The sequence below is a fragment of the Actinokineospora diospyrosa genome, from assembly GCF_024171925.1.
In the GTDB taxonomy this organism is placed as follows: Bacteria; Actinomycetota; Actinomycetes; order Mycobacteriales; family Pseudonocardiaceae; genus Actinokineospora; species Actinokineospora diospyrosa.
The window spans coordinates 154,678-173,626 of sequence record NZ_JAMTCO010000001.1; the positions used below are offsets into that span (position 1 = coordinate 154,678).

The window sequence follows — 18,949 nt, forward strand, 5'->3', positions numbered from 1 at the left end:
TGCCAACACGCGCCTCGCCGGTCACGTGCCCATCTTCCGCCACCCCTGCGGAGACCGCAGCCGCAGCCACACCAACCCGAGGTCCGTGCCGACAACGATCCGCCCCAAGTGATCCACAGCGAGCGCGGTGATGTTCGTGTCGAGATCGATCGGCGGCACCACTGGCCCGGCCCCACCTGTCAGCGGCACGATGTGCACCGTCAAGCGATGGCCGCCCGCGAGCACGATCAGAGCATCTCCCCAGTGGTGTAGCGCCACCACCGGATTGAGCTCGAACGGTGGCAGCACAGCCAAACACACCATCGCGTCGACGTCCCACACTTCCGGGTTCTCCGCCTCGATCAGCGCGAAAGCGTGGTCGGCCACGCACATCGCCAGCACGGGACCCGCGGGGCCTTCGAGGACAACCTCTTCGCCGGTACTGATCGTGCGGGCTTCCAGCGAGTAGTCGGGGCCGCTGTCGGTGAGCACCACCCCCCTCGCGGGATGGAACACGGCGTGCCCGCCGTGCGACGCGGTGTTCGTCGCCCAGACCTCGGTACCGGCCGTGAGGTCGCGGAGCGCGCACGTGTGGCCGTACGCGAACACCCCGAGGACCCGGTTGCCCTCGCTCAGACACGCCAGCACCAGCTCACCGGCTCGGGAGCCCCGGAGGTGGCGCACGGTGTTGTCGTGGAGGTTGACCACCTTTGTCGTGTCCGGCGTCACGTAGACCAGCAGCGCGGGGTCCGCAGCCGCCGCCGACCACAGCGGTTCGCCGGTCAGCCAAGGACCAGTGCCGTCCGCGCGCCAGACGTGGTGGGCGCTCGGCTGGGCGCTGACGACGAACTCCCCGGCCCGCACCAGGAGTTCCACCGCCTGCACCGACCAGAGGGTCTCCGCCGCGGGCGTGGATCCGGTGGTGTCCCACAACCTGACGGTGTGGTCGAAGCGCCCCCAGGTCACCGCCCAACCCGGTCGCGGCGAATCGATGCGCGCGCAGGTCCCGCTGTGGGCGTTGAACATCGCGGTGGAGACGTCACGGCCGAGGGTGGGCAGAGGAGGGGCCGCCTGCTCGACGGCCTCCCCCGTCGTCAGTTTCCAACTGGTGCCCACCGCGGGCCAGTGCCGGGAGATCGTCGCGATCGGGTGTCCGGCGCGGGAGGAGACGGCCAGATCGCCTCTCGCGCCCGCCGCTCTGATCATCGGACCGGCCGGGCGCCCAGCGGCGACATCCCATGACCAGAGCCACGTGTTCCCCAGTGCCGCGACCACGACCGGGCCCGCCGGGGTCGAGGCGATGGCGGTGACCACTCCCTTGTCCGGATCGGGAAAAGCCCACCGCAGCGGTTCGCCGGACTCGACGTCCCAGCCGCGGAACTCGCCGGACGGGAAGCCGAAGAGGACCGCGTGGCCCACACCGTGCGGGAAGCTCGTCACTGCCGTGGCACCCTGGGCTCGCGCGGTCCACGTCGGTTCGACGCGCTCGTTGCGCTCGAGGTCGATCACCCACAGCGCGCCGCTCTTGTCCAGGCTGAGCACCCAGGTCCGACCATCCGCCCGTGGCACGACAGCGGCGCCGACGATGGCGACCGGGTGCCTGGCGACGACGGTGTGGGCGTGCTCGGGTACCCACTCGGCCCGCTCGCACCGCCACGGCGCCTGTTCCGCCTGCGGGAACGGCAAGTCCGCTCTCATGCGAAGGGAGGCGAGCTCCAAATAGGCCGGTCGCTCCGCGTGGGGCCGGTCGCGGAGGTGGTGGGCGACCCGTCGGTAGATCTGGGCCGCGGTTCGGCCGCTGTCGGTGTGGGTGGCGGGGAGGGCGGCGAGTAGTTCTGGCTGATCAGCAGCCAGGAGGTACTCGGGGTCGCAGATCAGGTCGTCCAGTAGGCCCGCTTCGGCGGCGTGGGTGGACAGGTGGCGAAGTGCGTACGGCCCTGCGGTGGCCCATGGTGAGGCTCGCAGGATCTCGACCAGGCGGGAGCTGACCTGGGTGAGCGCGGGGCCGAGGACGTGGCGCAGGTAGGTCCGGAGTACGTCGTGCAGGCGGAGCGAGTCGCCGGTGCGGGTGATGAGGGCCAGGTCGGTCAGCTGCCGGACCAGGCGGCGGCTGGTGGGCCACAGGGCGCGGACGACGTCGATCGGGATGGCCGTGTCCTCGGGGAACGCACCCAGTTCGGCGAAACGGGCGCGGTCTTCGGGCGACAGGCGGCGGGTGCTGGCCTCCACGGTCGCGCGCACGGCCTGGTTGCGGCCGTCGCGGGTGTCGAGGTCGAGGCTGTCCGGGCCCTCGGCGCGCAGCTGTTCGGCGACCTCCTCGGCAGCCAGGTCGGGGTCGGTGCCGTCCTCGGTCGCGAGCCGGACGGCGCTGTTGACCAGGGAGAGCAGGAGGGCCCACCGGCCGGTGAGGCGGGTCAGGGGGGCGGTTCGGGTCAGGCCGGGGAGGCCGAGGGTGAGCAGGGAGTGGCTTTCCGCCGCGCTCAGCGAGCCCACCGGCACCACGGTCGCGGTGAGCGGAACCGTGCCACGGGTTCGGGATGTTGCGATGACCTGCGGCGCGCCGAGCAACGGTGCCAGCCTGCTCGTCGCCCACACGTCGTCGACCACCAGGAGGGTGCGCGGCCGGGTGCTGAGGAGGTGGGCGAGGTGGTGCCCGGCCACGACGGGGTCGGCGAAGGACGGGCGGGTGCCGGTCAGGGCCTCGGTGAGGTCGTTGACCTTGTCGGCCAAGACCGGGTCCGGGACGTGCTCGCCGAGGGTGATCCACAGGACGCCGCCGGGGAAGTCCGCGCGCAATGCACGACAGGCTTGCCCGACGAGCGTCGTCTTGCCGAAGCCGCCGCTGCCGATCACACCGATGACCGACGTGCCCGCCTGGACGGCGGCGATCAGGTCGGCGAGTTCCGCGCGGTCGATGAGATCGCGATCCGGCTCGGGGACCAGCCACACGTCCGCGGCCACCGCGCCACCGGTGATCGTGACGTGGTCAGCCTGGATGACCGGGCCGTGCACGGTGCCGCTGACCTCATTGTGCGTCCGGGGCCTGCGCGTCCGGGGCCTGTGCGTCACCGGGTAAGTATGGATCACGCAGCCGCCCCGCCAGGCGCATCGCGTCCCAGGGGGCGGCGCCTGCCATGGTGTTGTCGAGGTAGACGTAGGCGTCGCCCGGGGGAGTTCGGATCTGGGCGGCCCAAGCGTCGAGAGCTTCGTCTGTGTAGCGGCTGGTGTAGAGCTCGGTGTCGCCGTGCAAGCGGTAGTAGCTGAAGTCGCTGGTACTGGCGGACAAACACGGCCAGATACCGGGGGAGTCGGAGGTGACCAGGGCGACGCGGTGCTCGGTGAGCTGGTCGATGAACTGGTCGTTGTAGTAGCTGGAGTGGCGGACTTCCAAGGCGTGGCGGTTGGCGGCGGGTAAGAGCGGTAGGAATTCGGCCAGTAGCACGGGGTCGTAGCGCAAGGACGCGGGGAGTTGCCACAGGATGGGACCGAGCTTGTTGCCCAGTAAGGAGATTCCGGACGAAAGGAACTCGGCCACGAGAGCGGAGGCGTCGCGCAGGCGGCGGTTGTGGGTGACCTCGCGCGGGGCCTTGAGCGCGAACACGAAGTCGTCCGGGGTCGTTGAGTGCCAGCGCAGGTAGTCGGATTCCTTGCGGGGGCCGTAGAAGGTGGCATTGACCTCGACCGTGGCCAGCCGCCGAGACAGGTGGGCGAGGTCGTCGCGGGTGCCGCGCGGGTAGAAGTCGCCGTGCCAGGGGCGGTAGGTCCAGCCGGAGGTGCCGACGCGGATCATCCGTCCATGGTGGCGCAGTTGATCAACGGCCGCAGCTCGGTGCCCCCTGGCGGACCAGGGGGCACCGAGCGGGTCAAGCGGGGACGGAGGCCACCCCGGGGGCCAGGAAGGGCTTGCCGTGGACGCGTTCGGAGACGCCGGTGCGGTCCAGGTAGGGGGTGATGCCGCCGAGCCAGAAGGGCCAGCCGCCGCCGAGGATCAGGCAGAGGTCGATGTCTTGGGCCTCGGCGACGACGCCTTCGTCGAGCATGATGCGGATCTCCTCGGCGAGGCCGTCGAGGACGCGCGCCAGGACCTGCTCGGCGGTCAGCGGGTTCGGGCCGAACCGCCACAGGGCGGCCACTTCCGGGTCGACCGACTGGTTTCCCGCGCTGTCCCAGGTCCACACCGCCGTCTTGCCCGCCTCGACGAACCGGCGCATGTTCTCGCTCACCCCGAACCGGTCGGGGTAGGCGCGGTGCATGGTCTCCGCGACGTGCAGGGCGACCGGGGCGCCGACCAGCTGCAGCAGCACCAACGGGCTCATCGGCAGCCCGAGCGGCTCGGTCGCCCGGTCGGCCACCTCGAACGGCGTGCCCTCGTCGATCGCGGCGACGACCTCGCCCATGAAGCGGGTCAGCAGCCGGTTGACCACGAACGCGGGCGCGTCCTTCACCAGCACCGAGGACTTGCGCAGCGCCTTGCCGACCGCGAACGCCGTCGCCAGGGTCGCCTCGTCGGTGCGGTCGGCGCGGATGATCTCCAGCAGCGGCATCACCGCGACCGGGTTGAAGAAGTGGAACCCGACCACCCGCTCGGGGTGCGCCAGCCCGGCCGCCATCTCGGTGATCGACAGCGACGAGGTGTTGGTCGCCAGCACGCACTCCGCGCTGACGTGCGCCTCCACCTCGGCGAACACCCGTTGCTTGACACCGAGTTCCTCGAACACGGCCTCGATGACGAAGTCCGCGTCGGCGAAGGCCGCCTTGTCCAGCGAGCCGGAGACCAGTGCCTTCAACCGGTTCACGCCGTCGGGCGACAGCCTGCCCTTGGCGCCCAGCTTGTCGATCTCGTCGTGCACGTACCCGACGCCCTTGTCCACACGGGACTGGTCGATGTCGGTCAGCACCACGGGGACCTTGAGCTGGCGCGCGAACAGCAGTGCCATCTGGCTCGCCATCAACCCGGCGCCGACGATCCCGACCTTGGTCACCGGCCGGGCCAGCGACTTGTCCGGCGCGCCCGCGGGTCGCCGGGCCCGCTTCTGCACCAGGTTGAACGAGTACAGGCCCGCCCGCAGCGCGTCGCTCATCAACACATCGGCCAGCGCCTCGGTCTCGGCGGCGTACCCCGCGTCGAGATCGTTGGCGCGCGCCAACTCCAGCAGTTCCAGCGCCTTCAACGCGCCCGGCGATGCGCCCTTGGTCCGGCCGTGCACGATGCCCTTGGCGCGCTCGACAGCGGCGTCCCAACCCGCGCCCCGGTCGATCTCCTTGCGTGGCACGGAAACCCGGCCGTTAACCACATCGGACACCCAGGCGAGCGACTGCTCGATGAAGTCGGCAGAACCGAGCAACGCGTCGGTGATGCCCAGGTCCGCGGCCTGCTTCGGCTTGAGCATCCGGTTCTGGCTCAACGCGTTCTCGAAGATCACCGTCACCGCGGCGTCCGGGCCGATCAGGTTCGGCAACAGCTGCGTGCCACCCCACCCGGGGAAGAGCCCGAGGAACACCTCCGGCAGCGCGATCGCCGCCGTGTTGTCCGAGAGCGTCCGGTAGTGGCACGACAGCGCCAACTCCAGGCCGCCGCCCATCACCGCGCCGTTGACGAAGGCGAAGGTCGGCACCGAGGACTCGGTGAACCGGCGGAACACCTCGTGCCCGGTCCGCGCGATGTCCAAAGCGGACTCGCGAGTCGCCACCTGCTCCACACCGGACAGGTCGGCGCCGACGGCGAAGATGAAGGGCTTGCCGGTCACCGCGATCGCGGCCGGATCGGCCGCCACGGCCTCGTCGAACGCCGCGTTCAGGCCCACCAGGCCCTGCGGGCCGAAGGTGGACGGGCGGGTGTGGTCCAGCCCGTTGTCGATCGTGATCAGCGCGACTGGCTTGCTCAGCCCGGCCACCCGCACCAGCCTGGTCACCGCCTTGGTCACGACCTCGTCGGGGTAGGCCCGCTCGGCCTGCTGCCGTGTCAGCATCACTTGCCCCCGTCCCAGTTCGGGTTCTCCCAGATGACCGTTCCGCCCATGCCGATCCCGATGCACATCGAGGTCAGCCCGTAGCGCACGTCCGGGCGCTCGGCGAACTGCCGCGACAGCTGCGTCATCAGCCGCACCCCGGAGGAGGCCAGCGGGTGGCCGCACGCGATCGCGCCGCCCCACTGGTTCACCCGCGGATCGTCGTCGGCGAGTCCGAAGTGGTCCAGGAACGCCAGCACCTGCACGGCGAACGCCTCGTTCAGCTCGAACAGCCCGATGTCGGAAATGGACAGACCGAACCGGGCGAGCGCCTTCTCCGTCGCGGGGACCGGACCGACCCCCATGACCTCCGGCTCGACGCCGACGAACGCGTACCCGACGAGCCGCATCCCGATCGGCAGCCCCAGCTCCCGCGCGGTCGTCTCGGCCGCCAGCAGGCACCCCGTCGCGCCGTCGTTCAGCCCGGCCGCGTTGCCCGCGGTGACCCGGCCGTGCGGGCGGAACGGGGTTTTCAGGCCCGCCAACGTCTCCACCGTCGTCCCCGGCCGCGGCGGTTCGTCCTCCGTGGCCAGTCCCCAGCCCAGCTCGGCCGAGCGCGTCGCCACCGGGACCAGCTCCGGACCGATCTTGCCCGCCTTCACCGCGTCGGCGAACTTCTCCTGGCTGCGCGCGGCGTAGGCGTCGCAGCGCGCCTTGGTCAGGTGCGGGTACCGGTCGTGCACGTTCTCCGCGGTCTGCCCCATCACCAGCGCGGTCGGGTCGACGAGCTTGTCGGCCACGATCCGCGGGTTGGGGTCGACGCCCTCGCCCATCGGGTGCCGGCCCATGTGCTCGACCCCGCCCGCGATGACCACGTCGTAGGCGCCGAACGCGATGCCGCTCGCGGTCGTGGTCACCGCGGTCATCGCGCCCGCGCACATCCGGTCGATGGCGAACCCGGGCACCGACTTCGGCAGCCCGGACAGCAGCGCCGCGGTGCGCCCGATGGTCAGGCCCTGGTCGCCGATCTGCGTGGTCGCCGCGATCGCCACCTCGTCCACCCGCTCCGGCGGCAGCTGCGGGTGGCGCCGCAGCAGCTCGCGGATGACCTTCACGACCAGGTCGTCCGCGCGCGTCTCGGCGTAGATGCCCTTCGGCCCCGCCTTGCCGAACGGCGTCCGCACACCGTCGACGAAGACGACGTCGCGGCTGGCGCGCGCGGCGGGGGCAGCGGGTGCGGCCACGGGTGCTCCTCGGGTCGAGTCCGGGCTACCGGCCGGTAACCCCGGTCCACTCTAGCGCTTGTTACTGATGGGTAATCAGGCGACGCCGACGAACTCGGCCATCCGGTCCACCGCGTACCCGAAGAATTCATCCGCCGGGTCCGCGCTGCCCACGAGCTGGCCGAACAGCTCGAAGCTGACCATCCCGAACAGCTGGGTCCAGGCAATCATGACCCGGGCCATGGCGCCCGTCGGCAGTTCGACCGCGACCGCGCCGAGGACGCCGTTGAGCTGCTCCCGGAGGTTCTCGGGCAGCCCGCTGTCCGGCGCGCCCGCCGCGTGCGCGATCCCGAGCAGGACGGTCGGCGCCCGCACGGCGGGGGCGACGGTGGTCTGCGGGGCCTGGTAGCCGGGGACGGGGGAGCCGTAGATCAGGGCGTACTCGTGCCGGTGCGCCAGCGCCCAGGTGCGGACCGCGGTGCACGCGTTGCGCCAGCGCTCGGCGGGGGTCGCGCCCTGGTCGGCCCGCTCGACGGCCTCGCCGAGCGCGTTGTACGCGTCGATGATCAACGCCGTCAGCAGGTCGTCGCGGCTGGGGAAGTACCGGTAGAGGGCCGAGGACACCATGCCGAGGGCTCGTGCCACCGCTCGCAGGGACAGTTGGTGCGCCCCTTCGGTGGCCAACTCCCGCCGCGCCGCGTCCTTGATCTCCTGGGTCAGTTCGTGCCTGGCCTTGTCGCGTGCGGTTCGACCTGCGCTCATGCCGGGCGATTCTACCAGCGGAAAGAGCACTGCACAAATTCGAGAGCACTGCTCTCTTTAGAGAGCGCCGCTCTTGACCGAGAGCACTGCTCTCCGGTTCACTGGTGCCAGCAGAGAGCATCGCTCACAAACGAGAGCACTGCTCTCGCCATCCGGAGGGACCCACCATGACCAGCGCCAACCAGCCGCTCAACACCGCCGGAGCGCACACAGCCCCAGCGCCACCCACCGAAGGCGGGGTCAACCCAGGCGCGCCCACCGCAGGCGGGGCTCGCTACCAGCGGCCCGGCCGCTTGGTGCGCGTTCTGCGGTTCGACGCCATCGTCGCGTTCCTGGTGCGTCGCGGGGTCGACGTGTGGGGTGCGCGGGTCCTGTCCGTCCGCGGGCGCAAGAGCGGTGAGCCGCGCACGACCCCCGTCAACCTGCTCACCGTCGACGGCGTCCAGTACCTGGTCGCCCCGCGCGGGCACACCCAGTGGGTCCGCAACTTGCGCGCCGCGGGGGAGGGCGAGCTGGGCGTCGGCAAGCGCGTCCAGCGCTTCACCGCCCACGAGCTGCCCGACGAGGCCAAGCCCGCGGTCCTGCGCGCCTACCTCAAGCGCTGGTCCTTCGAGGTCGGCGCCTTCTTCACCGGCGTCAACGCCCGCTCAACCGACGAGGAACTCCGGGCCGTGGGCCCCGACCACCCCGTCTTCCGCGTGTCCACCCAGGACTGACCGGACCGGCTTACCCGGGTCATCAACCGAGGTGCCGGTCCCGCCGACTACCCGGCCGTTGCTATCAGCGCCGTGCACAGCGCGTCGAGGGTCAGGCCGATCTGCCATTCCCGCGCGCCCCCGGCCCGCAGTGTCGCCGCGACCGACTCGCTGTCCACATCGGCGGGTGGTTGCCAGCAGGTGCGCCGGACCAGGTCTGGCTGCAGGAGGTTCTCCACCGGTACCCGGTGCGCCTCGGCGATCTTGCTCAACGCCGAGCGGGCCGCGCTGAGCCGGGCGGCTGCTTCGGGGTCCTTGTCGGCCCAGCGGTTGGCCGGGGGTGGGCCCTCGGCGGGCGGGGCCGGGTCCGGGAGGTCGGCCTTCTGCAGCGCCGCGGCGGCGCGCAGGGCGCGCATCCAGGTGCTCGACAGCCGTCGTTGTGCCCGGCCCTTGAACACCGGTAGCTGCAGCAGCGCCTGCTCGTCCTGCGGGTTCACCGACGCGGCCTGGATGATCGCGCTGTCCGGCAGCACCCGGCCCGGGGCGATGTCGCGCTCCCTGGCCATCGAGTCGCGGGCTTCCCACAGCGCCCGGATCGCGGCCAGCCCGCGCGGCGTGCGGACGCTGTGGATGCCGGACGTGCGGCGCCACGGCTCTTTGCGCGGTGGCGCGGGCTCGGCGGTGCGCAGCGCCTCGAACTCCTCGAGGGCCCACTCCAGCTTGCCCTGCTCGCGCAGCTCGGCTTCTAGTGCGTCCCGCAGCTGGATCAGCAGCTCGACGTCGAGCGCGGCGTAGTTCAGCCAGTCGACCGGCAGTGGGCGGCGGGACCAGTCGGCCGCGCCGTGGCCCTTCTCCAGGCGGTAGCCCAGCAGCAGCTCCACCAGCGTGCCCAGGGCGACCCGTTCGAAGCCCGCGAGCCGACCGGCGAGTTCGGTGTCGAACAACCGGGTGGGGCGCAGGCCGAGGTCGGCGAGGCAGGGCAGGTCCTGGGAGGCGGCGTGCAGCACCCACTCGTCGGTGTCCAGGGCGGCCACGAGGGCGTCCACCCGGTCGTCCACGGCGACGGGGTCGATGAGGAACGTCCCGGCCCCCTCCCGGCGGACCTGGACCAGGTAGGCGCGCTGGGAGTAGCGGTAACCGGAGGCGCGCTCGGTGTCGACCGCGATGGGTCCGCGACCGGCGGCTATCCGGTCGGCTGCCCGCTCGAGCGCGGCCAGGTCCACCACGACATCGGGGGTGCCCGCCGCGGGCTCGGTGAGCAGGACCGGAGCAGGCGGTTCGACAGCGCTGGGTCCTGAGCCGGGGGTCGTCACGGCCGATGACCCTACGGCACGACCGGTGACAATCGTCGGAGATCAGCAGCAGTCGTGTGGCTGGGCCATGCCCAGCCCAGCCACACGACTGCTGTTGTCTACCTGATGACGCCCGCGCGCATGGCGAGAGCGACCATCTGTGCCCGGTCGCCGGTGCCCAACTTGCGGCCGATCCGCGAGAGGTGAGACTTCACCGTCAGCGCCGAGAGGTTCAGCGCCTCGCCGATCTCCTTGTTGGACTGGCCGTCGGCGACCAGTTGCAGCACCTCGACCTCGCGCGCCGACAGCTCGCGCGGGGTGTTGTCGGTGCCGGGGACCCTGGTGCCGGTGGCGAGGACCGGGGCGACACTCGGGTCGGCGTAAACGCCACCCTCGAGCACCCTGCGGACCCCGTCGGTCACCACGACCGGCGATGCGGACTTCAGCAGGTAGGCCTGTGCGCCCGCCTGGAAGGCCGATCGAACGGCGTACGGGTCGTCGGACGAGGCGAGCACGACGATGCGCGGCCAACCGTGGCTGCGCAGTTCCGTGACCAGCTCGATCCCGCTACCGTCAGGGAGACCCAAGTCGAGGATCGCCAGATCGCAGGGCCCAGTGGCCTGCGCTCGCGCCCTCGCCTCGGCCACCGTGGCGGCCTCGTGCACTGTGCCCGCGCCCATCTGTGTGAGCCGAGCCGCTATCGCCTCCCTCAACAGTGGGTGGTCGTCAACCACCAGCACTGAGAACAGCTCCTCCCGCGGGTGCGGGACCATGTTCGCCGGCAAGGCACCGGCTGGCGTGGTTCGAACGGCCTGACCTAAGCCGACGGCAGCCACGTCACTACCTCCCTGGAGTCGGTCGTTGCCCCCCGACCGGCACTGGGACTTTCGACCAAACAGCCGCGCCGCCGTTGGACCGAAAGTGGTGTCGACGAAGGCAGCCTAGCCGCCCAAGCGGGTTAGCGGGACGATCAATCGGGTAAGTATCCGATCGGGTTGTGACTGAGGGGCGCTGATGTCACACGATTGGGTGAGTCCCCGAACGGTGACGTAACGGGCAGGCCCCGCTACGCGATGAAATGGAGTCACGGGTAGTGCACAACCCCTCAGTTGACCGGGCCCGAGCGCTGCTCTCGAGGACCCCGCTCGTCGACGGCCACAACGATCTCCCGTGGGCTCTGCGTGACCGCCATGGGAGCGTTCCCGCCGTCACCGCCGCCCTCAGCGACCTCGCCAACACCCTGCCCGGCCTGCACACCGACCTCCCCCGGCTGCGCGCGGGCGGGGTCGGCGCCCAGTTCTGGTCGGTGTGGGTGCCCTGCTCGCTCGCCGAGCACGAGGCGGTCACGGTAACCGTCGAACAGGTCGAACTGGTACACCGGCTGATCGCCGCCTACCCGGCCGACCTGGCCCTGGCCACCACCGCTGACCAGGTCGAAGCCGCCTTCGCCTCGGGCAGGATCGCCTCGCTGATCGGCGCGGAGGGCGGCCACAGCATCGCGAGCTCGCTCGGTGCCCTCGGCGCCCTGCACCGCCTCGGCGTCCGCTACATGACGCTCACGCACAACGACAACACACCGTGGGCGGACTCCGCGACCGACGAGCCCGGGGTGGGCGGGTTGTCCGATTTCGGCCGCGAGGTGGTCGCCGAGATGAACCGGCTCGGCATGCTCGTGGACCTCTCGCACGTGGCGGACACGACCATGCGCGACGCCCTGGCGGTCACCACCGCGCCGGTCATCTTCAGCCACTCCTCGTGCCGCGCGGTGGCCGAGCACCCGCGCAACGTGCCCGATGACGTGCTCGAACGGATCCCGGGCAACGGCGGCGTGGTCATGGTGACCTTCGTGCCCCGGTTCGTCTCACCGGCCATCGCCGCCTGGGACGACCGGATGGCCGAGGCGATGGCCGCGCAGGGGTTGAAGCACTCCGACCTCGCCGTCCGCGAGCGCTTCCACGAGACCTGGGAGGGGCGCCACGAGCAGCCGCAGGCGACCCTCGAGGACGTCGTGGCGCACTTGGAGCACGCGCGCGAGGTCGTCGGCATCGAGCACATCGGCATCGGCGGCGACTACGACGGCTGCCCGGAGATGCCGACCGGGCTCACCGACGTCGGCGGGTACCCGAGGCTCCTCGGCGCCCTGCTCGACCGCGGCTGGAGCGAGGACGACTGCGCGAAGGTTGCAGGGCGTAACGTCCTACGGGTCCTGCGTTGCGCCGAAGAGGTGGCGCGGACCGTCGGATAACTGGCAAAAGGTAATTTGCCTTGAGCGTCCGGTAATCGGACAGCGCGCTGGAATCGGCCAATTCCCGTCGTGGCCCCATCGGCGCAACGGGGTTGCGCTGTCTCCCAACTGGCAACCGGTAACGCATTTCGACGTATCCATCCCTGGCTAGCGTCACGCACGTCGCCCCCGCGCGTGCGTGGGCGCGCTTCGGGAGGAGACGAGCTTGAGCTCAACATCCAGACGCGGTCCAGCGGCGCGGGTGCTCGCCGCGGTCGGGCTGAGCGGGGCCGTGGTGTTCGGCCTCACCACGGCCACGGCGCCCACGGCTGCCGCGGCGGACAACATCCTGCGGGCCGACTCCGACGTGGCCCGCTCCTGCTTCGAGCGGGTGCTGCCCGCGGGCACCAGGGGGACCGCGCACCGCGAGGTGACCTCGGCGGTCACCGGTCTGGTGCAGGCCAGGCTGAGCCCGACCGGCTCGGGCACCGGTGACTGGGACCTGGCGGTGTTCGACAAGGCGACCGGCGCCGTCGTGGCCGCCTCCGCCGCGCTGCGCAGCGCGGAGCTCGCCGAGAGCTTCGTCGCCAAGGACCAGCGCTTAGTCGTGCAGGCCTGCCGCTACGCGGGCTCGTCGCGCACCGTCAAGCTGGGCGTGGACTTCCTCGCCATCAACAACCAGGGCGGCTCCACCGCCACCGCGCGCGCCGAGATCGTCCGGGTCGAGACCCCGACCCGCCAGCAGAAGGACCGCCTGCTGGCCCTGGACCTCGACGTCACCGAGAAGGCCGACGCCACCGGCGTCGAGGTCGTGCTCGCCAACGACGCCGACCGCAAGACCCTCGCCGACAGCGGCCTGCGCTCCACCGTGGTGCAGGCGGACCTGTCCGCCCGCTCGGTCGAGAACACCAAGCGCGACAAGGACTACGCGGGCAAGGGCAAGGCCTCGGCACTGCCGTCGGGCCGGACCTCCTACCGGCACCTCTACGAGTACGACTACGAGATCAAGGACCTCGCCCGGCGCAACCCCGGTCTGGTCAAGGCGTTCACCCTCCCCAACACCACCTGGGAGGGCCGCGAGGTCGGCGCGCTGGAGATCGGCACCGACGTCGACAACGCGGCCGACGGCAAGGCCGTCAACGTGCTGATGGGCGTGCACCACGCGCGCGAGTGGCCCGCAGGCGAGCACGCCATGGAGTGGGCGCACGAGCTGGTCAAGGGCTACAAGGCGGGTGGTGAGCTGCGGTCGCTGGTGGGCAAGACCCGCAACATCGTCATCCCGATCGTCAACGTGGACGGCTTCTCCATCTCCCGCGAGGCCGAGCCCAAGGGCGACTTCAGCCGGTTCGACTACGAGATGAAGCGCAAGAACTGCAACGTGAACGACTCGCCGGAGGCCTACCGCACCGGGGTGTGCAAGGCGAACCCGGCCGGCCGCCAGCGCGGCACCGACCCCAACCGCAACTACGCGGGTTTCTGGGGCGGCGCTGGCGCGTCCACCGCGTGGAGCAGCGACACCTACCGCGGCTCGGCGCCGTTCTCGGAGCCGGAGACCCGCAACATCCGGTCGCTGGTCTCCACCCGCCAGGTGACCAACCTGATCACCCTGCACACCTACTCGAACCTGGTCCTGCGCGTCCCGGGCGTCGCCGACGTCCGCCCGCCGCTGGACGAGCCGGTGTACAAGGCGCTCGGCGACAAGATGGCCTCCCGCAACGGGTACACCAGCCAGCCGTCGTGGATGCTCTACGACACCACGGGGTCCACTGAGGACTGGTCGTACTTCGCCACCGGTGGTTTCGGTTTCACCTTCGAGATCGGCACCAGCGAGTTCCACCCGACCTTCGAGTCCGGTGTGGTCGCCGAGTACACCGGCACCGCGCCCGCCGCGGGCGCGGGCAAGGGCGGCAACCGGCAGGCGTTCATCGACATGCTGACCAACGCCGCCACCCCGGCCGCGCACTCCACGCTGATCGGCTCGGCGCCCAAGGGCTACCAGCTGCAGCTGCGCAAGGCCTTCCAGACGCCGACCTCCCCGGTCGTCAACCCGGACGGCACCGTCGGCCCGCCGCTGTACGTCGCGGACACGCTGACGTCCAACCTCACCAGCACCGGCGGCCGCTTCAGCTGGGCCGTCAACCCCTCGACCCGCCCCTACGTCGCGGGTCGCTACGGTCGCGACCCCAAGGGCCCGGCCCAGGCCAACATCACCCTGCCCAACCCGGCAGGTGTCCCCGCCATCAACACCAACTTCCCCGAGGACACGACCGCCGAGCGCGTCTCGTTCCACGTGGACGGCCTGCCGAAGGTGGACAACGGCAAGCTGCAGGTCTCCATCGCGTGGGCCAACCCGGCCACCGACTGGGACCTGTACATCTTCGACGCCGCGGGCAACGTGGTGACCTCGTCGGCGAGCGGCGGCACCAACTCCGAGCGGGCAGTCCTGTTCGACCCGCCCGCTGGCGACTACACCGCCGCGATCGTGAACTTCTCCCAGGCGGGCCCCACCACCGACGACTGGGGCGACCTGAAGGTCGAGTTCGCCTCGCCGCTCCCGACCACGTACGGCCCGAAGGAGCCCTACCAGCTCACGTGCAGCGACAAGCGCGGCCGCCTGGTCGGCCTGTCGGACGTGTACGTGGACCGCGGCCAGACCGTCGACGTGGGCGATGTCTGCCAGCGCTCGGCGCGGTCCAACAAGGAACGCAAGCGCTGAGTTTCTTCTAGGCACACGGGCTGCTCCCTTCATTGGGGGCGGCCCGTTGTGTTTTCTGGGGCTCTTGGCCTGTGGCGCTGGGCGGTGCTGGGCGGGTCTGCGGGGTGGTGCTGATCGCACGAGCCCGGTCACCGCGCAACGGGCCAGCCGCTGCGTGGTGGAGCCGGATCACGGCGCGACGGGCTGGTTGCTGTGGAGTTGAGTCGATCGTCGCAAGGCGGTGCGCCCACTGCGCGACGGCCAATCCGTGCGCGCCAGGCCGACTGCTGCGCGACGGCCAACCACTACGCAACGGGTCAACTGCTGTGGGTGGAGTCGCCCACTGCGCGACGGGCCAACTGCTGCACGACGAGCCGGCCACCGCGAGACGGCGAACAACTACGGGACGGGCCGACTGGTGTGGGTGGAGTCGACCACTGCGCGACCGTCCAGCCACTGCGGGATGCAGCCAACCATCGCAAGGCCAACTACCGCGCGGCGGGCCAACTACCGCAAGGTGGATCCCAACCACTGCGAGACAAACCAACCACTGCGAGGCAGGCCAACCGCCTCAAGGTAGCCCCGCCGCCGCCCGGTGGGCCCAACACTTCGAGGTAGCCCCGCCGCCGCCCGGCGGGCCCAACGCCCCAAGACAACCCCGCCGCCGCCCGGTAGGCCCAACACCTCGAGGCAACCCCGCCGCCACAAGGCTTGCGCGCGCGTACCGAGTTGAGCCCGGCCCCCACCCTCTCCGGGGGGCGTCCCTGGGCCAGTCTACTAGGCCCCACCGACAGTGGATCTTGAAAAGGGCCGCTGGAGATCCACATGTGGATAACTTTTGTCGCTGAACCGGGTGAAGGTTGGGGTGCTCTGGGGCAGAGCGGGCGGGGGCCTACGGCGCGCGTGGAGGCAGGAACCAGCAGCGTGGAGGCAGGAAACCGCAGGGGATCGAGAGACGGCTGCCTCGGTCCAGGCTCCAGCGGGCTCAGACAACCGTGAAGTCCGCTAGGTGTTCAGGCGATCGAGGCGTTCCAATGCGTCGCCCACGAGTTTGACCAGTTGTTCCTCCGTCATGTCGGAGGCTTCACGCGTTAGGGGATCTATCGCGTAGCTTTCGTCCAGCGCGTAAAACACGTCAAGCAGCGCCCGTTCGAACGGCTCGCGAACGCGTTCCCCCTTTGCCAACGCGGCCTGTCTGCCCGCCAACCACTCCCGAGCGAACTGGGGGCCGCCGACCTCGCCGCGCACCAGCTTGCGCATCACGTCCAGCTGTCGTGCGACAGAGCTTCCGGTAGGGATCTCCGACGGGCGGGCCCAGACCCGTTGGTTGGGCTTGGGGCCGTTGCCCGTCGCGGGGATGTCCATGGGCGGAGTGTCCCACTTGGACGCAGCAAGCCGCGCCTGCTGTGCGGAGAAACGCAGCAGGCGCGGCTTGGAGCAGTTACCGGGTCCCCGGGAGCCGGTCCAAGGGGCCGGGGGCGGGAACCGCTCAGCTGGTGGGCATGAGGACCGAGTCGATGAGGTACACGGTGGCGTTGGCGGTCTTGACGCCGCCGCAGATGACGTTGGCGTTGTTGACCTTCAGGCTGTTGCCGGAGCCGGTGACCTCGACGGTGCCCTTCTCCACGGTGGTCTGGGTGCCCGCGATGGCGTCGGGGGACTTCTGGCCCGCGACCACGTGGTAGGTCAGGATCTTGGTGAGCAGCGCGTCATCGGTCTTGAGCTTGTCGATGGTGGCCGCGTCGATCTTCTTGAAGGCGTCGTCGACCGGGGCGAAGACGGTGAACTCGCTGCCGTTGAGGGTGTCGACGAGGTTGACCTTGGGGTTGAGCTTGCCGGACACGGCGGCGACCAGGGTGGTCAGCAGGGGGTTGTTGCCCGCGGCGACGGCGACCGGGTCAGCGGCCATGCCGGAGACCGAACCCGCGCCGCTGGGCACGGCCTTCGCGTAGTCGGCGCAGCCGGGGCCGACGAGACCGGCGGCGGCGTCGGCCATGGCGGCCTTGGTGGTGGTCGTCGCGGGGGCCATGGCGGCGGTGGTGGTCGTCGCGGTGGAACCGGCGTTGTTGTCGCTGCTACCGCAGGCCGACGCGAGGAGCGCGAGCGCGCTGATCCCGGTGATGACAACAGCCGTGCGAATCTTGTTCTGCATTGCGCTTCCACTCCAGTACTTGGGAGAGTCCAGTGAGGACATAGGTTCCGGCCGGGACTGGCTTCGGTCTCACCGGTCATTCGCCGCCGCGGCTGGACCGGTTTGGTCGTTCTTCCAACGAGTTTCAGCCGAAGGTGAAGGAGTACAGCTGCACCCCGGCGCTCGCGGTCGCCGTGACGGTCCCCGACCGGGTGTCGTCAGTGGCCGTGACCTGGTACGACTTCGGTGTTCCGGACACGGTCACGGTGCGCGGGCCCGCGGGTGTGTCGAGGGTGACGACTCCGCTTCCGGAGAGCACCAAACGGACTTCTTTCGCCCGGTAGTTCAGTCGGATCCGACCTTCCGCCCCGGACGGGGTGATGTTCTGCGTGTCCAGCGTCCAGTTCCCGTCCAACGCGAAGGAGTTTTCCGCTTGACCGGACGGGAACGCGAAGGTGCGCATACCCGCGTTGTAGTCGCTTCCCGCGAAGTTCACCTGCTTGGTGGAACCGAGGAAGGTTTCGGGGGTGATGTCGTCGACCTTGGGTGTGGTGTCTATGGTGTCTGTCGGCGCGGGCAACGTGACGGAGGGATTGGCCGCGCGCAACAGATCTCGGATCATCCGCTCGGTCGTGTCGTAGTCGCCTTCGCCGAACTTGATGTGCCGCACAGTTCCCTGCGCGTCGATCAAGTAGTGCGCGGGCCAATACCGGTTGCGGTAGTTCGTCCACGTGGACAACGAGTTGTCGAGCGCGACGGGGTAGCGGATGCCGAACTCCGCGATGGCGTCGGCGACGTTGCCCGGTTCCTTCTCGAAGGCGTATTCGGGGGAATGCACGCCGATCACCTGCAGACCCGCGGCCCGGTAGGCGTTGTCCCAGGCGGTGACGTGCGGGATCGACCGCTGGCAGTTGATGCAGGAGTACGCCCAGAAGTCCAGCAGCACCACCTTGCCGCGCACCTGGCCGAGGTCGACAGCGGCACCGCCGGGCGTGTTGAGCCACTGCTGGATGCCGCGGATGTCGGGCGCCGTGCCGCAGCTGAGCAACTCGGGCGCGCCGACGGTGCACTTGGACAGTTCGCGGTTCTGGTCGTTGGCCAGATTGGCCAGGTCGAGCGCCTCGCGAACCGGTGCCGAGTTGTTCACCTTGTCCTGCAACGGAGCCGTGTAGTCCGGGATCGCCCGCTGGAGCAGTTGCGGCAGGTTGAACACCAACCCGACGGCCAGCGCGAGCATCACGACGCCCGCGGTGATCCGGATTCCCCGCTGCCGCTTGCGGAACGCTTGCACCCGTTCAGCGACCCGCCGCCCGGCCAACGCGAACACCAGCAGTGGAGTGGCCGCGCCCAAGGCGAACGTCGTGGTGAGCACGACCGTGTCGAGCCCGATCTGCCCGGTGGACCCCGCGACCGTGATCGCCGCCAGAACCGGCCCCGCGCAAGGGACGTAGACCGCGCCCAGCGCCAAACCCAGTGCGAAACCACCCTTTGACGCATCCGGGTTCCGTTGCGGGATCCAGCTGAACGGCCGCTCCAGCAGGTGCTCGAAGCGCGGCACGATCAACCCGATGCCGATCAGCGCGAGGACGACCAAACCCGCCCAGCGCAACACGTCCTGCGGCAGTCCCAAGACCGACAGCAGCAGTGACCCCAGCAACGTGACGAGCGTGAAGCTGACGACGAGACCGGCGATCACCAAGTACGGCCGGGCCCGCGACACCGTCCGCTCCGCGACGGCGACACCACCCCCGGCGTCGAGCCGGGCGGATTGCGTCCCGGAGAAGAAGAGGACCGGGAGCACCGGCAGGATGCACGGCGAGATCCCCGTGACCAGACCACCGACGAGTCCGATGAGCGCGAGCGTCAACACTGACCCACCACCTTCGCGCGACCCGCGAACGCGGGGCATCACGAGGGGTTCGGCACCGGCTACCGCACCGCTTGGTTGCGCGCGCAGGACAAGCGGAGGACAACCCGATAGCGCCAAGCAGTACGGACGT

13 protein-coding genes are annotated in these 18,949 nt (G+C 70.3%); 3 read left to right on the top strand and 10 right to left on the bottom strand.

Annotation, left to right across the window (positions count from 1 at the left end; translation table 11 throughout):
* Window positions 1–21: 21 nt before the first annotated feature.
* From LV75_RS00685 to LV75_RS00705, 5 genes are all read right to left on the bottom strand, one after another.
* Window positions 22–3,048 carry an NB-ARC domain-containing protein gene (locus tag LV75_RS00685; RefSeq protein WP_253884582.1) on the bottom strand — a complete coding sequence of 1,009 codons (3,027 nt, stop codon included), beginning with the start codon at window positions 3,046–3,048 and terminating at the stop codon, window positions 22–24.
* Window positions 3,005–3,769: a DUF72 domain-containing protein gene (locus LV75_RS00690; protein ID WP_253884583.1), complete on the bottom strand. Its 765-nt coding sequence runs from the start codon at window positions 3,767–3,769 to the stop codon at window positions 3,005–3,007. The genes LV75_RS00685 and LV75_RS00690 overlap by 44 nt, the downstream gene beginning before the upstream one ends.
* Window positions 3,770–3,842: 73 nt before the next feature.
* Entirely contained in the window at window positions 3,843–5,948 is a 2,106-nt protein-coding gene (locus LV75_RS00695; protein WP_301318435.1) for a 3-hydroxyacyl-CoA dehydrogenase NAD-binding domain-containing protein, read from the bottom strand.
* Window positions 5,948–7,171, bottom strand: a complete 1,224-nt coding sequence (locus LV75_RS00700; RefSeq protein WP_253884585.1) for a thiolase family protein — start codon at window positions 7,169–7,171, stop codon at window positions 5,948–5,950. The genes LV75_RS00695 and LV75_RS00700 overlap by 1 nt, the downstream gene beginning before the upstream one ends.
* 75 nt (window positions 7,172–7,246) lie before the next feature.
* Complete coding sequence (locus LV75_RS00705; RefSeq protein ID WP_253884586.1) at window positions 7,247–7,912, bottom strand: TetR/AcrR family transcriptional regulator; 666 nt, start codon at window positions 7,910–7,912, stop codon at window positions 7,247–7,249.
* Between the two features lie 167 nt (window positions 7,913–8,079).
* Here LV75_RS00705 and LV75_RS00710 point away from each other — a divergent pair, with 167 nt between their 5' ends.
* Window positions 8,080–8,628: a nitroreductase family deazaflavin-dependent oxidoreductase gene (locus tag LV75_RS00710; protein ID WP_253884587.1), complete on the top strand. Its 549-nt coding sequence runs from the start codon at window positions 8,080–8,082 to the stop codon at window positions 8,626–8,628.
* Window positions 8,629–8,675: 47 nt separating this feature from the next.
* On the opposite strand, the gene LV75_RS00715 is transcribed toward LV75_RS00710, so the two are convergent.
* Window positions 8,676–9,920, bottom strand: coding sequence for an HRDC domain-containing protein (locus LV75_RS00715; RefSeq protein ID WP_253884588.1), 1,245 nt, complete (start codon window positions 9,918–9,920; stop codon window positions 8,676–8,678).
* A gap of 98 nt (window positions 9,921–10,018) precedes the next feature.
* A complete protein-coding gene (locus LV75_RS00720; protein WP_033400965.1) occupies window positions 10,019–10,735 on the bottom strand; it encodes a response regulator in 717 nt (238 codons plus the stop codon).
* 257 nt (window positions 10,736–10,992) lie between these two features.
* On the opposite strand from LV75_RS00720, the gene LV75_RS00725 reads away from it, so the two are divergent.
* Window positions 10,993–12,144 carry a dipeptidase gene (locus LV75_RS00725; protein ID WP_253884589.1) on the top strand — a complete coding sequence of 384 codons (1,152 nt, stop codon included), beginning with the start codon at window positions 10,993–10,995 and terminating at the stop codon, window positions 12,142–12,144.
* Window positions 12,145–12,385: 241 nt separating this feature from the next.
* On the top strand, window positions 12,386–14,839 hold the full coding sequence (locus LV75_RS00730; RefSeq protein ID WP_372504123.1) for a M14 family zinc carboxypeptidase: 2,454 nt from the start codon (window positions 12,386–12,388) through the stop codon (window positions 14,837–14,839).
* A 984-nt stretch (window positions 14,840–15,823) separates the two neighbouring features.
* Here LV75_RS00730 and LV75_RS00735 read toward each other — a convergent pair.
* From LV75_RS00735 to LV75_RS00745, 3 genes are all read right to left on the bottom strand, one after another.
* Window positions 15,824–16,183, bottom strand: coding sequence for a hypothetical protein (locus LV75_RS00735; protein WP_253884590.1), 360 nt, complete (start codon window positions 16,181–16,183; stop codon window positions 15,824–15,826).
* A gap of 124 nt (window positions 16,184–16,307) precedes the next feature.
* Window positions 16,308–16,970: a fasciclin domain-containing protein gene (locus LV75_RS00740; protein WP_253884591.1), complete on the bottom strand. Its 663-nt coding sequence runs from the start codon at window positions 16,968–16,970 to the stop codon at window positions 16,308–16,310.
* Between the two features lie 124 nt (window positions 16,971–17,094).
* On the bottom strand, window positions 17,095–18,819 hold the full coding sequence (locus LV75_RS00745) for a cytochrome c biogenesis protein DipZ (RefSeq protein WP_253884592.1): 1,725 nt from the start codon (window positions 18,817–18,819) through the stop codon (window positions 17,095–17,097).
* Window positions 18,820–18,949: the final 130 nt, after the last annotated feature.